This window comes from Rhizobium etli CFN 42 (genome assembly GCF_000092045.1).
GTDB lineage: Bacteria > Pseudomonadota > Alphaproteobacteria > Rhizobiales > Rhizobiaceae > Rhizobium > Rhizobium etli.
In genome coordinates this window covers 110,597-125,965 of record NC_007765.1, presented here as the reverse complement: position 1 = coordinate 125,965, position 15,369 = coordinate 110,597, and the positions used below count along the sequence as shown (strand labels likewise).

General features: G+C 58.6%; 13 protein-coding genes. 8 read left to right on the top strand and 5 right to left on the bottom strand.

The window, feature by feature from the left end; genetic code table 11:
- Positions 1–34 precede the first annotated feature (34 nt).
- Positions 35–2,038, bottom strand: a complete 2,004-nt coding sequence (locus tag RHE_RS24570) for a putative bifunctional diguanylate cyclase/phosphodiesterase (protein ID WP_011427965.1) — start codon at positions 2,036–2,038, stop codon at positions 35–37.
- Between the two features lie 252 nt (positions 2,039–2,290).
- On the opposite strand from RHE_RS24570, the gene RHE_RS24565 reads away from it, so the two are divergent.
- Together RHE_RS24565 and RHE_RS24560 are read left to right on the top strand one after the other, a co-directional pair.
- Positions 2,291–3,334 (top strand): class I SAM-dependent methyltransferase, encoded by a 1,044-nt coding sequence (locus RHE_RS24565; RefSeq protein ID WP_011427964.1) that lies wholly within the window; start codon positions 2,291–2,293, stop codon positions 3,332–3,334.
- A gap of 184 nt (positions 3,335–3,518) precedes the next feature.
- Complete coding sequence (locus RHE_RS24560; RefSeq protein WP_011427963.1) at positions 3,519–3,818, top strand: hypothetical protein; 300 nt, start codon at positions 3,519–3,521, stop codon at positions 3,816–3,818.
- A gap of 210 nt (positions 3,819–4,028) precedes the next feature.
- On the opposite strand, the gene RHE_RS24555 is transcribed toward RHE_RS24560, so the two are convergent.
- From RHE_RS24555 to RHE_RS24540, 4 genes are all read right to left on the bottom strand, one after another.
- Positions 4,029–5,228, bottom strand: a complete 1,200-nt coding sequence (locus RHE_RS24555) for a mandelate racemase/muconate lactonizing enzyme family protein (RefSeq protein ID WP_011427962.1) — start codon at positions 5,226–5,228, stop codon at positions 4,029–4,031.
- Positions 5,229–5,245: 17 nt separating this feature from the next.
- The gene (locus RHE_RS24550; protein ID WP_011427961.1) at positions 5,246–6,607 is read right to left on the bottom strand and encodes a mandelate racemase/muconate lactonizing enzyme family protein; all 1,362 of its coding nucleotides are present in this window, start codon (positions 6,605–6,607) and stop codon (positions 5,246–5,248) included.
- A 61-nt stretch (positions 6,608–6,668) separates the two neighbouring features.
- On the bottom strand, positions 6,669–7,835 hold the full coding sequence (locus RHE_RS24545; RefSeq protein ID WP_011427960.1) for a mandelate racemase/muconate lactonizing enzyme family protein: 1,167 nt from the start codon (positions 7,833–7,835) through the stop codon (positions 6,669–6,671).
- A gap of 53 nt (positions 7,836–7,888) precedes the next feature.
- A complete protein-coding gene (locus tag RHE_RS24540; RefSeq protein ID WP_029531946.1) occupies positions 7,889–8,599 on the bottom strand; it encodes a GntR family transcriptional regulator in 711 nt (236 codons plus the stop codon).
- A 204-nt stretch (positions 8,600–8,803) separates the two neighbouring features.
- On the opposite strand from RHE_RS24540, the gene RHE_RS24535 reads away from it, so the two are divergent.
- The 6 genes from RHE_RS24535 to RHE_RS24510 all read left to right on the top strand — a co-directional run bounded on the left by RHE_RS24535 (position 8,804) and on the right by RHE_RS24510 (position 15,266).
- On the top strand, positions 8,804–10,282 hold the full coding sequence (locus RHE_RS24535) for an ABC transporter substrate-binding protein (RefSeq protein WP_011427958.1): 1,479 nt from the start codon (positions 8,804–8,806) through the stop codon (positions 10,280–10,282).
- A 72-nt stretch (positions 10,283–10,354) separates the two neighbouring features.
- Positions 10,355–11,314, top strand: coding sequence for a carbohydrate ABC transporter permease (locus tag RHE_RS24530; protein ID WP_042119832.1), 960 nt, complete (start codon positions 10,355–10,357; stop codon positions 11,312–11,314).
- Positions 11,311–12,201, top strand: coding sequence for a carbohydrate ABC transporter permease (locus RHE_RS24525; RefSeq protein WP_011427956.1), 891 nt, complete (start codon positions 11,311–11,313; stop codon positions 12,199–12,201). The genes RHE_RS24530 and RHE_RS24525 overlap by 4 nt, the downstream gene beginning before the upstream one ends.
- An 11-nt stretch (positions 12,202–12,212) precedes the next feature.
- Positions 12,213–13,310, top strand: a complete 1,098-nt coding sequence (locus tag RHE_RS24520; protein WP_011427955.1) for an ABC transporter ATP-binding protein — start codon at positions 12,213–12,215, stop codon at positions 13,308–13,310.
- A gap of 26 nt (positions 13,311–13,336) precedes the next feature.
- On the top strand, positions 13,337–14,500 hold the full coding sequence (locus RHE_RS24515; RefSeq protein ID WP_011427954.1) for a mandelate racemase/muconate lactonizing enzyme family protein: 1,164 nt from the start codon (positions 13,337–13,339) through the stop codon (positions 14,498–14,500).
- Positions 14,501–14,522: 22 nt separating this feature from the next.
- Positions 14,523–15,266: a ribonuclease activity regulator RraA gene (locus tag RHE_RS24510; RefSeq protein ID WP_011427953.1), complete on the top strand. Its 744-nt coding sequence runs from the start codon at positions 14,523–14,525 to the stop codon at positions 15,264–15,266.
- Positions 15,267–15,369: the final 103 nt, after the last annotated feature.

Below are 15,369 nucleotides of genomic sequence, written 5' to 3'. Positions count from 1 at the left end.
AAGCACAGCTGCAGCTGGTGCACGCCGGAGGACCCTATAGGCCATTCCGAAACTGACGTTTGGAATCAAGGTTTCTGGCTATGCTGAACGGCAGCACGTTATCAGCTTCAAGCTGCGCTGCCGGCGCGGGCCGTCCAATGTAATAGCCCTGGATCTGGTTGATTCCGTACTGCTGCATCAGCCGCTGATGTTCGATGGTCTCGACGCCTTCAATGAGAATTCTCACACCGCGGTTGCGTAGCAGGCTGATGATGTCAAGCAACATCCTTTTGCCTCTTTCCGTGCTGCAGTCATGGAGGAAGGATCGGTCGATCTTGATGGTGTCGAATTCTATGAGGCGAAGCCAGGAGAGCCCGGCGAACCCCGTACCAAAGTCGTCAAGCCAGACTTGAGCGCCAAGCTTTCTCAGGTCGCTAATGCAACGAACCACATCCTGGTCGATTTCCAGCTCCATTCCTTCGGTAATTTCGAAAGCAAGCCGAGCGCCCGTCACATTGAATTCCGCTAGTGTTGCTGCGACATACTTGGCGAAACCTGGCATCTGAAGTTCAATCGGCGAAACATTGACGCTGGCAACTTGCACCAGGTTGGTTGCCAAGAGGTCTCGGCATACCGTGCGAATTGCCCATCGGCCTAGTTCAATGATCGACCCTGTCCTTTCCGCAATTGGTATGAATATGGCAGGCGATACCGGCGTTCCGTCCAACATCCTCAAGCGCATCAAAGCTTCAACAGCGTCGGTCTCGCCCGTCTGGACGTTGCGGATCGGCTGATAGACGAGGGAGACAAGGCCGTGTTCGAGTGCGATCTTCAGGATCGCAGCTATATCCTCGCTGTCATCACTACTCTGCGGGTCTTCAGGATCGAAGACCACAAGGTTGTCGCGACCCGTCGCCTTGGCGGCGTAAAGTGCGCGATCAGCTTCATAGATGACCTTATCGACCTGCTTGGTCTCGTCCCGCGTATAAGATAAGCCGACACTGACGGTGATGACAGTGGTCCCGTCTCGCCGGTGCTCGTGTGGCCAGGCCAATGCCCGTACCGCAGCACACATTGCTTCTGCGAGGTCGGTCGCTCTTTCCAAATCTGGCATTGGTGTGACTACAAGGAATTCCTCACCCCCGTATCGCCCGATGATCGAGCCCCAGGACGAGGCCACGCTTTGGAGAATCTGGGAGACAGCGACAAGGCACCGGTCACCTTCTTGATGGCCGTAACAGTCGTTATAGCGTTTGAAATAATCGACATCGATAAGCAGGACGGCAAAGGGCGCCCTATGGTCCTGCCAGAGTTGCCAATGCTCACGCAGATGTTGATCGATTGCCCGGCGATTTTCCAGGCCAGTCAACGCGTCCGTGTTTGACAGGTGCAAAAGAGCCTTGCCCCTCTCGTCGGCAGCAGCTTGCTGCAAACGAGCTTCAAGAGCATTTAGGAACACTTTGTAGCGCTCTCTATTGAGCTGAAGGTTCACGTAAGAAGTAAAAATAAAGCAGGAAATGCAGAACGCGCCGAGGATCAGCTTGTGCAGTAGCAACATGGGCGCGAACAGACAGAGGGCGCCGATGAAGATGAGCACGTTCGTGGCGGAGGCGACAAGAGCAACCGGAAAACGGAAACTGAAGAACAAGTTGACGCTCATCATAAAGATCGCGCCAAAAACCATATAATATGAGAACGCGTCCCTGACCGTGGTCATCTGCCCGGTCAGAAGCCAGACAAGATAAGCTGCTAACACGGCCACCGCCGCGGCCATATCGACCGTATCGGCCTTTGCTTTACGACAGAGCAACAGTTCGAGCACGCAGAGCGCACTGAGGCCCACCGCCAAGCGGCCGGCGATTGTGTACTGGACTACATCACCGATAAAAAGATAGTCCGTGAAAGAGTATGCAAGGTAAGCTGCTACCGCTGTCCAGAGGCCCTTGCGCGTAACGCTCTTTCGACCGCTTTCGCTCTCCTGCTTATAAAGACGACGCAACTGTTCTGGCGACAGTGTCGGCCGCGTGGCGGCGACTGCGGTCTCGGCTAACACGTGCATCATGCCCCTGCCACCCAACATCTTGCAGCAGTTGCCCTACACAGACCGCTCGCTGAAGCTGGATAGCCCTGCGCCGACCCCACATCAACCAATAACGCTCGAAGGATCCCCAAGCGGGCCGAGTATCTCTTGGGTTCACTAATATTTTCTAAAGCTAAGACGTGCACGGGGACACTGCCACCAACCTTGACGCTTGAGAATGCTGAAGATTTTAGGCAAACTTTTAAATATCTATTCACCGATGAGGTTTCCGTGGCTCAACCCCTCTTTTCCCTTGATGGCCAAAGCTTGATTACACCGCAGTCCGTCAGCAATAAGTTCCCCTCACCTCACAACCATAATGAAACAGACCGCCTGCGAATCGCGGAGGCTGAGTTTGCAGTTGTCATCAACATTGCAGTGCAGCGGTTCGCCGCGGGCAAAAACCTGCCTGATGCAGTCAGATGGTTGATTGGTCAGCTCCATGACATCCGGCAAAAATTTGGCGCTGCTGTGTGGCAGAAGATCATCCCGATTATTCAGGCCCATCCCTCGGCCACGATTCTGCAGCAGTGCCCGTTCACTCGCTGGTCTTTTGAAAAACCCCGCGGCTACTCCGGTGATGCTGGTCTTATAGACTTTATTTATGGGCATCCGGCAGTGGCCGAAGAAGTGGCCAGATCTACCCCTCTCGGTCTGAATATCTTCGAATACACGATAAATGCTCCGGGCCCGGTAGCCGTAAGGGAACGTCGCGACACCCTGACCCGCTACGTCGACGAGACGGCTGTGCGAACGGGTTCGGATACCGAGATCCTGGCCATAGCCGCCGGTCACCTTCGCGAAGCGGAGGCGTCAAAAGCACTTGCGGAAGGCCGCCTTAAACGCTGGGTTGCTCTTGATCAGGATCCCGAAAGCATCGGCTCGATCTCGAGCCAGTTCCATGGAACTTCTGTCCAGCCTATCAATGGATCCGTGCGCGGCTTGCTGGCGCGAAAGCATCAGATTGGCACATTCGATCTAATCTACGCAGCAGGTTTGTACGATTACCTCACCGACAAGGTAGCAATCCGACTCACGCAGATTTGCATGGAAATGCTGAAACCGGGCGGCGTCTTTCTATTTGCCAACTTTTCAGACGAGATGGCCGATGACGGATACATGGAATCCTACATGAACTGGGAACTACTCCAGCGTTCCGAGGCCGATATGTGGCGAATTACCAATGCTGGTGCGACGCAAAACGCGGTTGATAAGACGGTCTGGTTCGGCGCCAACCGCAACATCATTTACAGCACTATCAGAAAGCGGTCGTAAGCCTCGATGGGCTGGCGGCGGTTCACAAAATCGATGCGCCCAGTCCGGCGCTGTCGCCGCTTGCGCCGGACTTTAACCTCTCGCTATTACCTCGGTCGTCAAGCAACGGATCCCGCAAAGTTTGAGTTGACCGCTTTCGATGGCGAAGCGACACTCGACCTGCAGCAAGGCAGGAGGAAACACGATGGACGACCCAGACCGCTGGCGCCAGATGGCAAGCGCACCGAGAGACGGCAGCCGGATCCTGGTGACGATCCGCGCGTCCGAGCAGGGGCCGGCGGAAGTTGATCTCGCCTATTGGTCGCATGGCGATCAGTTCGGTGGCGAAGGCTGGCGCGCCTCTGATTCCTCGCCCGGGCACATCATCGAATATGCCGAGCCGGAATTGAAGTGTTGGATGCCGATGCCCTCGGCCAATCGCGCCTCGATGCCTTCGCCCTGGGAAGGCGATGACGACGAGCAGCTCGATGGGTCGGGAATCTGAAGACTCGCGCCCAATCGTTGCTGCCTGGCGCCGACGCGGCCTACTCGAACGTTGTCGCAACATGCGGTCGAAATCCTTGACAGAGGTTGTGCCCACGCCCGCATCAACGTGACGTTACAATGGGCGACATTTGGGTCGCACTCTCCACCCACTTCAACAAGCACCCGTTTCCTGGCGCCCGACAACATAGGCACGGTGGATGGAAAGAGGTCAGTCGAAAAAGCCCGCGTCCTCTTCCCTGAGATACTTCCTTGCCCCTTCGGCGTCGATGTCGAGGCCCAGCCCCGGCGCTTCCAGTAGGTCCACCATGCTGTCCTTCACGATCTGCGCCGGCAAGCCGATGATCAGATCCTCCCACCAAGGGTCGGAGGCGGTCGGGTATTCGAAGGCGATATAATTTGCCGGCAACGTGGCGCAGACATTGATCAATGCGCCGAGTCCCAGCACGCCGTTAGCGACGCCGTGCGGCGCCATCAGGATCGAGTGCATGTAGGCGTGCTCGGCGATCCATTTGAGCTCCGCGATGCCGCCAACATCGGCCGGATCGGGCCCGATGACGCGGACCGCCTGCGTCTCGATCAGTTCCTTGAAATTGTGCCGCAAGTAAAGCTGCTCACCAGTGTGGATTGGCGTTGAGGTGGAGGTCGTCAGTTCCCGGTAGGCCTGCGGATTGACCCACGGCACGTAGTCGCCAGTCAGCATGTCCTCGAGCCACATCAGATTGTACTTTTCCACCGCCCGGGCGAATCTGATCGCATCCGGCAGCATCCAGCCCGGGCCGCAGTCGAGCGCCAGGCTGACTTTGTCGCCCAGCACCTCCTTCATCGCGGCCACGCAGTCGAGCATGTGATTGAAACCGCGCTCGCTGATCACGCCCTGATCCATGGCACCGTGATAGCCGGCCTTCTTCTGCATCACGCCGTAATGGAAACCCTCGATGGTGTCCTTCATATTGGAGTGGAACGAGATCCCTTGCTTGATCATGAAGAAGTTCTGCGGCTGCTCCATCATCCATTTGACGTCGGCGGCGTAATCCTCCGGCCGGTCGCCCGTGCGTATCTGACGGACCGAGCCGTTATAGACGCGCACCTTGTCCCGTACCTTGCCGCCGAGCAGCTTATAGGCCGGCACGCCCGCGGCCTTGCCGGCGATATCCCACAGCGCATGCTCGATCGCGCTAACCGCCGCGCCGTACGGCTTGAAAGAGCCGCGTTGGCGGATCTTCAGCATCACTCTCTCAACGTCGGTCGGATCCTCGCCGACCAGCGCCTCGCGGAAATGCAGCACCCAAGGCTTGAGATAGGCCTTGGTAAATTCGACTTCGCCCAAGCCATAGAGGCCCTCGTCCGTGACAATGCGGACGATCGGGTGTTTGCCGATGACGGCGCAGCGCAGGTCGGTAATCTTCATCTTCGGCCCTTTTCGCCTCAACTCCAGGTGCGATCCCAGGGATACTCATCATCCCAATGATCGGTAGGCTGCCAGATGCCGGTGACACCCGGCTGCAGATGCTGCGAGATCACCTCGTCGTCGATATCGTCAATCCCCAACCCCGGCTTGTCCGAAACAGTGATGAAGCCGTCCTTCACCAACGGCTTGGGAAGGCCGGTGACGATATCGTCCCACCAGTCGACATCGACGGAGTGGTATTCGAGCGCCATGAAGTTTTCGGTCGCCGTCGCGACGTGTGCGGCGGCCATTGCGGCGATTGGAGTTTCCGCCATGTGGATCGCCATGGCCACACCATGGTCCTGTGCCATATCACCGATCTTCTTGGTCTCAAGAATGCCGCCACTGGTGAGCAGGTCCGGATGGATGACGGAGACGCCGCCGCTCTTGAGCAGAGGCTCGAACCCCTCCTTGAGATATATGTCCTCGCCGGTGCAGATCGGCACCGTGGTGGAGTCCTGCAGTTGTCGGTACTGCTCGGTGTATTGCCATGGAATCACATCCTCGAGCCAGGCCGGCACGTATTTTTCAATTCGCCTGGCGAGGCGAATTCCGTTCTGCATGGAGATATGGCCAATATGGTCGATCGCGAGCGGGACCTGCATACCGATGACCTCGCGAACCTCGGCAATGTATTGCTCAAGCAGGTCGAGGCCCTTGTCGGAAAAGTGGAGCCCGGTAAACGGGTGCGCGACGTTATGCAGATCGTAGGTAGCATTGCGAACGCGCCGCTCTTCAATGGTCTTCAGCGGTCCGCGGCCGGGGCGGTCGCGGTACCCTTCAAGTGAGCCGGCAGGAAAAACGACAGCACCCGGCACATCCGCGATCTGCATCAGGCCCAGATCCATCTTTAGGAAGGTGAAGCCGAGCTCCATGCGCTGTTTGAGGCGTCTGCCGGTCTCGGTGCCGCTCGGCACCGTGGCGTCAGTATCGCAGTAGAGGCGGACTTTCTCCCGGAACCGGCCGCCGAGCATCTGATAGATGGGAACGCCATAGGCCTTGCCGGCAAGATCCCACAACGCGATCTCAATCGCAGATACGCCTCCGCCTTGCCGACCGTGCCCGCCGAACTGCTTGATCCGTCGAAACAGTCGATCGATGTTGCAGGGGTTCTCACCAAGCAACCGGCTCTTCAGCATCAGCGCGTAGGTGGCGCTGGCACCGTCGCGCACCTCGCCGAGCCCGACGATGCCCTGGTTCGTGTAAATCTTAAGCAGCACTGAGGTGAACGGCGCACCGACGATTTCGGCTACCCGCATGTCGGTTATGCGAAGGTCGGACGGTTTGGAATGCGTGTTCACCCGATTGAGCGCCTGGTCGGCTCCATATGCCTCTGGCATGATTTACCTCGTTTCGGTAGGCGGGCTCGTCGCCGCCCGCGCTGGGCGACATGGAGTGTTGCTAGTCCAGCTCTATCTCGTGGCTTTCAAGATAGTCGCGGTTCATCTCAACCCCGAGACCAGGCTTTGCTCTTAGCTTTAGGCTGCCGTTCGAAACATCGAGTGGTCTGTCGATGAGGTGATCGTATTTGCCGAGGTTCCACTCCGACGTTTCGAGTTTGTAGAAATTAGGAACGGTCATCATCACCTGCGCACCCGCAACCACGTTGATCGGCCCTGCGGCGTCATGCGGAGAGACCGGGATATAGTAGGCTTCACAGAGGGCAGAAATCTTCTTGAGTTCGGTTATGCCGCCGGTCCAGGTGACATCCGGCATGATGTAGTCGGCGAGCTTGTTTTCCAGCACCGGCACGAAATCCCACTTCGTATGGCCGCGCTCGCCCCACGAGATGGGAGCATTGACCTTCTCGCGGACCTGTCTGAGCGCATTGAGGCTCTCCGGTGGACAGGGCTCCTCGAACCAATCGATCTGGCCAGCCTCCTCGAGGCTTCGACAAAGGCGAATGGCGGTCGGAACGTCGAAGCGGCCATGCGCATCGATGAGGATATCGACATCTGAGCCGGCCGTTTCGCGGATCAGAGCCGTGAGTTCTGCGGCTTCGCGTTCATCCTTGCGGGTCATGCTGCCATCGAGGTAGCCGTCCCGCTGTTCGCGAGGCTGTCCATCGGCGGTGCTACCCTGGTAGGGGAAAGGATCGAACTTGAGCGCCGTGTGGCCGGACTCGACGATGTCTCGAATTTCGCGGACCACAGCCTCCTTGCTGATAAACTTGGCCTGGTTGGGATGGGTGTAGAGCCCGATTTCATCGCGTACCGGTCCACCCAACAGCTCGTAAATCGGCTTAGCCAGGACTTTGCCTCGGATGTCCCAGAGGGCTATGTCGATGGCGCTCACACATTCGACTGCGGCGCCGCGACTGCCCATGTAGGTGAAGCTGCGGAATATCTTGTGCCACAGATACTCGATACGAGCCGGGTCCTCGCCTGTCAAAGCGGCACCGATCTGGCGCAGGATCGTGCAGAGAGCGCGATTGGCAAGCCTTGTCGTGGTGGTGATCTCACCCCAGCCACTCAGCCCTTCGTCGGTCGTCACCTCGACGAACAGGAACTCTCCCCAATAAGAAGCATCGGACTTGATTAGCCACGGCCGAACGCTTGTGATTTTCATCTCAACTGCCCTTATCTGAAGTGTCGGATAAACGATATTTCAGGGCCGGTGTTCTACCCTGCGCGGGCGGCATTACGCGCGCGCATGTGTTCTAGGATGTGCCGGCCGGAACCCTCGACATGGCGCGCGATGAGGTCGCCAGCTTCGTCAGCATTTCCGGCTTTGACATGCGCGATGAGCTCGCGATGCTCGCTAAGGATCGCGGCACGCCGGGCGAGCGTGAAGTTGAAACGCCGGCTCACGGCTCGAAGCACTTCGCGATGTTTCCACCAAAGCTCGGCGGCATGGCGGTTGTAGTGCCTTTGGTACATTACGGTGTGGAAGGCCGTGTCCAGTTCACTGTGCCTGAACGTGTCGGCGAAGTCGTTCTCTTCAATCAGCCCCTGGATGCGTTCGAGTTCAGCAATGTCCTCGACGGTGGCCATATTCACGAACCAGCGCGTCAGTGAGGGCTCGATCAAAACGCCGATCTCGTAGATATCCCGAACAAAGTCCTGATCGATCGGCCGGACGCGCGCTCCGCGGTTGGGAACGAAGGTGACAAAGCCCTCGCCGCGCAACAGTTGCAAAGCCTCCCGCACGGGGTTGGTTGAAGTACCGTGGCGCCGGGCGAGATCGGTGATGACGAGCCGCTCGTTGGCCGCGAGCCGCCCTTCGATGATGTCGTCCCTGATCAGTTGGTAAACAGACGCGCCCTCGCTCGAGGCCCCGGTAGCGTCGATCCCCTCGGGGGGCTGTGCTTTAAATTCGCTCGTTTCAGCCAAGACTGTTCCCAATCCATACACATATTCTGGAGATATCATGCAAATCCTGCCAAAACAATGTACGATTTGGTCAGTTGACAGACAATCTTTGACGTGAAAACGTGTGATAAGGTCGAAGGGATACATTAAGTGGGAGAATCCCACGACCTGGGAGCAAGACCGCCTTGATTGAGAGCGGCTTGGGAGATACCTGGGAGAATGCCTATGACGAGTCTTTCGCTCGGCGGTGTCGTTGTACGCGGCACTGTATCCACTGCTTTGATGGTTTCGTTGATGTCCGTACCTGCGCTCAGTGCGCCGGTCGACTTGAGCCAGTGGTCGCCGCAATATGTGCGCTCCATCGCCGGCACGCAGGAGTTCGACACGGCGGCCGATTGCGGTAAGGTCACCCCCCTCGACTACAAGGGGCGCCTGACATTCTGGTATCAGGGCGTGTTCGAGGGCGACCCCGACCTGCTGCGCCAGTATTACAAGGACTTCTTCGCGAGCTTCCGCAAAACCTACCCAAACATCCAGCTTGAGGAACAGGCCCTCACCTATAACGACCTGCTGGACAAGTTCCGGACCGCGCTTCTTGGCAACGCAGCGCCGATGGCGGTCCGCCTGCAGATCCTGGGCGGCACCGAGTTCGCCGCCAAAGGCTATTTGCAGCCGCTCAAGCCCGAGGATGTAGGGTATTCGACCGAGGATTTCTGGCCCGGCGCAATGAAGGCTGTTACTTGGGAGGGGGTGACCTACGGCATCCCAACCAACAACGAGACGATGGCGTTCATCTGGAACGCCGACATCTTCAAGCGTGCAGGCCTCGATCCGGACAAGGCTCCGGCAACATGGGATGACGTCGTCAAGTATTCCAAGCAGATCCACGACAAACTCGGCATTGCCGGTTACGGCCTGGTGGCTCGCAAGAATGCCGGCAACACGCCCTACCGCTTCATGCCGCAATTGTGGGCCTATGGCGGCGGCGTCTTCGACGAAGCGACCGCGAACCCGACCTATAAGGAGGTCCGGCTCAATAGCCCGCAGAGCAAGGCGGCATTGCAAGCCTCCTACGATATGTATGTTCGCGACAAGTCTGTTCCGGTCTCGGCGCTCACCAACCAGCAGGCCGACAACCAGCCCCTCTTCCTCGCTGGCCAGCTCGGCATGATGATCTCGCACCCGTCCGACTACAATGTCATGCTCGACCTGCAGAAGAAGACGACAGGCAGCGACAAGGAAAAAGCGCAGACCGTGATCGACAATATGCGCTACGGCCTCATTCCGACTGGCCCCGACGGCAAGCGTGCTGTTGTGTTTGGTGGCTCCAACATTCACATCCTGAAGCCCGAATATGTCGAGGGCGGCAAGGTAGACGAGCCGGCTGCAAAGGCCATCATCTGCATGTGGACGAGCCCCGAATGGTCGCTGAAGATGGCCTATGCCGGCTCGAATCCGGGAAACCTGAACGGTTTCAAGACCAAATGGATGAAGGAACGTCTTGATAACATCAAGTTTCTTGATGTCACGACTTCGATGCTGCCCTACGGCATCCCGTTCCCGGCGCTGCCACAGTCGCCTGAGATCATGAACATCATCGTCCCCGACATGCTGCAGAATGCTCTGACCGGGGCCATGACAGTAGACCAAGCAGCGGACGACGCAGCCAAGAAGGTAAAAGACCTGATGGACGGCGGACTCTAGTCAAGCCTGACGATCTAGCCGGCTGTGCCCCGAGCGCAGCCGGTTTGTTCCGAAAAATAAGGGCACGGCACAGTGACGATCTTGACTGGCAAGGCCGAGACTCGCCGAAGACTGCAACCCTATCGATCCGGCGTGCTGCGAAAGATTTGGGAGCATCGCGCTGACTACGCGTATGTGCTTCCCGCGATCGCCGTAATGCTCATCGTCATTGCCTACCCGATCTACTACACGATCGAGCTGTCGTTCTTTAATACACCACCTGGGCTGCAGATCCGCGACAAGATCTTCGTCGGCCTCGACAACTACGTCGCCATCCTCACAAGTCCGGTGTTCTGGACGGTCACCTCGAACACTCTCATCTGGACAGTGGGGTCCACTTTTATCTCATTTGTGCTGGGGTTTGCCTGCGCCCTGGCGCTCCATCGTGACTTTGTCGGCCGCGGCATTCTGCGGGCCATCCTGATCATTCCCTGGGTCATCAGCGCGGTCGCCGGGTCCTATATCTGGAAGTGGATCTACCACTCGGACTTTGGGATAATCGGCGCCGTGCTGGTCGGCCTGGGATGGGCCGATCGGCCGCCGAATTTCATCGACAGCGTCAGCACAGTGCTGCCCTCCCTGATCGTCGTCAATATCTGGCGCGAGTTTCCGTTTGCAATGATCATGATGATGGCTGGCCTCCAGACGGTTCCCGACCAGTTGCTGCGCGCCGCAAAGGTCGACGGCGCCAATGCATGGCAGCGGTTCTGGCACGTCACCTTTCCGCATTTGAGAAACGTCTCGACGGTCACGATCCTTCTGCTGGCAGTGGCCAACTTCAATTCTTTCATCATTCCCTGGATCATGACCGGCGGCGGGCCGTCGAACGCATCGCATATCTGGATCACCCACATTTACGAACTCGCCTTCGGCCGCCAGCGCTGGGGGGTGGCATCGGCCTATTCGGTGCTGCTGTTCCTCATCCTGATGTCGCTCGGATATTTTTACGTCCGGGCGCTGAGCGGCAACGAGCAGAAGGATGGGAGCCAATGAGCGCAATTGCAGAAATTGCTCATCGGGGCCACGCGCGTCGGCGCTTGCGCATTGACGGCTGGCGGTGGGGCGGACGCATCTTCCTTGTGTTCATGCTGCTTTACACCGCATTGCCGATGGTCTGGATGCTGATCACCTCGATCAAGTCCGGCTTCGCCGCCATGCAATTCCCGCCGCAATGGTGGCCGGACCAACCCACCCTCGCCAGCTACCAAAAATTGCTCGATCCGCAAAACAGCGTCGGCCAGGACTTCCTGCGCTTCTTCTGGAACAGCCTCTTCGTCTCCACCACCACGACCATCCTTTCGGTGATCGTGGCAGTTCCTGCGGCCTATGCGTTTTCACGCTTCACCTTCCCGGGCCGGAACTTTCTGTTCTTCGCCGTCTTGCTTCGCAACATGTTCCCAGCGGTGATCTTTCTCGTGCCGCTCTTCATTCTGATGCGCGCGATCGGACTAGTGAATACGCATGGGTCGCTCGTCCTCACCTACCTCACATTCGGCCTGCCGCTGGCAATCTGGCTCCTCAAGGGCTTCTACGACAACATCCCGGTGCAGCTCGAGCAGGCGGCGCGCATCGATGGGGCAACGCGATTCCAGGCCTTTTTCCTGATCGTGATGCCGCTCTCGGCGCCCGGAATCATCGCCACCGCGATCTACTCCTTCATCGGCGCGTGGAACGAGTACATCTACGCCTACACCTTTCTCTCCAAGAACGAGCAGTTGACACTCCCGGTCGGCATCCAGCGCTTCTTCTCCGAAAATACCACGGACTTTCCGGGCCTGATGGCGGCCAGCTTCATGATGAGCGTGCCCGTCGTGGTCCTGTTCCTCGTCCTGCAGAGATACTTCGTACGGGCGCTTACGGAAGGCGCAGTCAAGCACTAGGGGAGTTGCCGGTGGCCCATGTGGTCCTTAAAGATCTGGTCAAGACCTATGGCGGCTTCAAAGCTGTCAACAATGTTTCGCTGACGGTCAACGACGGCGAATTCGTTGCGCTCGTCGGCCCTTCGGGCTGCGGCAAGACAACCACGCTCAACCTTGTGGCGGGGCTCATCCCCATCACATCTGGCGACATCGTCATCGGCGACCGGGTGGTCAACGACCTCGACCCCAAGGACCGGGACATCGCGATGGTGTTCCAGAACTACGCGCTCTATCCGCAGAAATCGGTCTACAAAAACCTGGCGTTCCCGCTTCAGATGCGCAAACTGCCAAGGGACGAGATCGACAAGAAGGTCAGGGAAGCAGCGCGCGTGCTCGACATGACGCAGCTGCTCGAGCGCAAGCCACGCGAGCTGTCGGGCGGGCAACAACAGCGCGTGGCGCTGGGCCGTGCGCTCGTTCGCGATCCGGCGGTATTCCTGATGGATGAACCCCTCTCCAACCTCGACGCAAAGCTGCGCGTCCAAATGCGGTCGGAGATCAAGCGTTTCCATCAGGACCTCCAGGCGACGATCATCTATGTGACGCACGACCAGCTCGAAGCGGTCACCATGGCCGACAGGATGGCCGTGATGAACGGCGGCTACCTGCAGCAATATGATTCACCGGCGCAGGTCTTTGCCCACCCGGTGAACATGTTCGTCGCCAGCTTCGTCGGCAGCCCGGCGATGAGCCTTGTTCCGCTGGAGGCATCAACGGCAGGCGGCAACACCGTCTTGACCAGCGCGGAGGGCTGGCGCCTCGAGCTTTCGCCACCCAACGCCCGGAAGGTAGAGAGGGCCACAACCAGGAAAGTCGTGCTCGGCGCACGTCACTCGACGATCAAGCTGCACAAGAGCGCGATGCCTGGAAGCATCCCTGCCAAGGCCTATACGGTGGAGCCGACCGGAGACGTCACCTTCGTGCAGGCGTTCCTGTCCGGCGCCATCGTCAATGTCAGCGTGCGGCCGACCATCGCCGTCGAGCCTGACGAACAGATCTGGCTCGAGTTCGATCAGGAGCGGATGCATCTGTTCGACGGCGAAACAGAAATGGCTCTCAAGGCCAACTGAGGGATGCATGCGAAAACGAGGCATGAATGACTACGAAGCTTAAAATCACGGCGATCAAGCCCTATCCAGTATGGGTCGGAACGCGCAACCAGATGCTGGTCAAGATCGAGACCGACAGCGGCATCTTCGGCTGGGGCGAGAGCGGCTTGAGCGGCCGCGAGAAAGCGGTGGCCGGCGCGATCGAGCACTATCGCGAGTTTCTCATCGGCCGCGACCCGATGCAGATTGGTCGGATCTGGCAAGAAGTTTATCGCAGCCAATATTTCGAAGGCGGGCGCGTTCTGCAGGCGGCAATCTCCGCCATCGACATTGCCCTTCATGACATCAAGGGCAAGGCGTTGGGGGTGCCAGCCTTCGAACTCTTGGGCGGCAAGCAGCGCGACCGCATTCCCACCTTCGCCTCGACCGGCGACGAGGCCGAGGGCGACGTGGCTATCGAACGAGCCCAGGAACTGCGCGCACAAGGATGGCAGGCGATCCGCTTCTTTCCCATCGGGCAAAACAATAAGGGCATCTTCGAGCCGCGGGAGTCGATCGGCGCTACCGCAACTATGCTGAACAAGGCCCGCGATGCGCTGGGAGACGACGTCGTCCTCGGCATCGACTATCACCATCGACTGTCGGTGGCAGAGGCGGCGAGCTTCTGCAACAAGCTCGGCCGCGGCGTGCTTGATTTTCTCGAGGAGCCGATAAGAGACGAGACCCCCGAGGCCTACGAATCCCTGCGCACGATGACCGACATCCCGTTCGCCATCGGCGAGGAATTTGCCAGCAAGTGGCAATTCCTGCCCTACATCGAGCGTGGCATCCATCAGTTCAACCGGCTCGATGTCTGCAATGTGGGCGGGCTCACCGAAGCGATGAAGGTCGCTGGCTGGAGCGAGGCGCACTATGTGGACCTGATGCCGCACAATCCACTCGGTCCAGTCTGCACGGCCGCGACCATCCATCTCGCCGCCGCGGTGCCGAATTTCGCCTGGCTCGAGACCAGGGCGCCCGAAGCAAGGCTGGGCTTCGATAATTCCGACTTCTTCCCCGTGCAACCACGGCTCGACGGTCCCGACTATCCGGTCAGCGATCTGCCGGGGCTCGGCGTTGAGGTCAACGAAGAGGCGATCAAGGCGGAGAGCTTTCGGTTCTGGGAAGCGCCTCACCTGAAGCGCCGCGACGGTTCTGTCACAAACTGGTAGTTTTTATCCACCGGAGCCTAAGATGACCCAAACGTCCGACATCACGCGACCGCCCAAAGAGCTGATCGACGCACTGAAGGAGATCGGCGCCGCGACGGTGTCCGGCACGCTTGGCCATATGGGCTTCCGCAATCCGCACATGCTCGGTCCCGTGTCGCAGAACCGCGGGAAGTCGATCGTCGGGCCGGCCCTGACGCTTCAATTCATGCCGCAGCGGCCGGACCTCTTCACCGAGGGAGAATATGCGGATCCGGAGACGCAGTTGCACCGCCATGTACTCTATCACGTGCAGGAGGGCGATGTGGTCGTGGTCGACGCGCGCGCCGACATGAGCTCCGGCGTCTTCGGCGATATGATGTCAACCTATTTCAAAGGCAGAGGCGGCGGTGGCATCGTAATCGACGGGTGCATGCGCGATCGGCCCAATGTCGAGAAGCTGGACCTCCCTCTATGGCTGCGCGGCTGGACGCCTAATTATCATGTGCAGACTAGCATCTACCCCAATGCCGTTAACGTTCCGATTGCCTGCGGCGGTGTCACAGTAATCCCCGGAGACATCATTATCGCCGACGATGACGGGGTGGTGGTACTTCCGGTCGCAATGGCCTCTGAGGTCATCGCAGAATCGCAAAAGCATCACGATTGGGAGGAGTTCTCGCGAGAGAAGCTTATGGGGGGTGCGTCGTTGCAACGCTACTATCCGCTGCATGACGATGCCCGCGGAGAGTACGAAGAATGGCGCAAAAACCGGTTGAGAACAACTTAGCCAATCGCTCATCCCCGCCAGGCAGCCGATTTTCGATCTGTCAGCCGGAATCCAGCCGAGTTTCGCCGTCACTTTCTAGATTGCAAAAGCCCCGCGGCCGTTG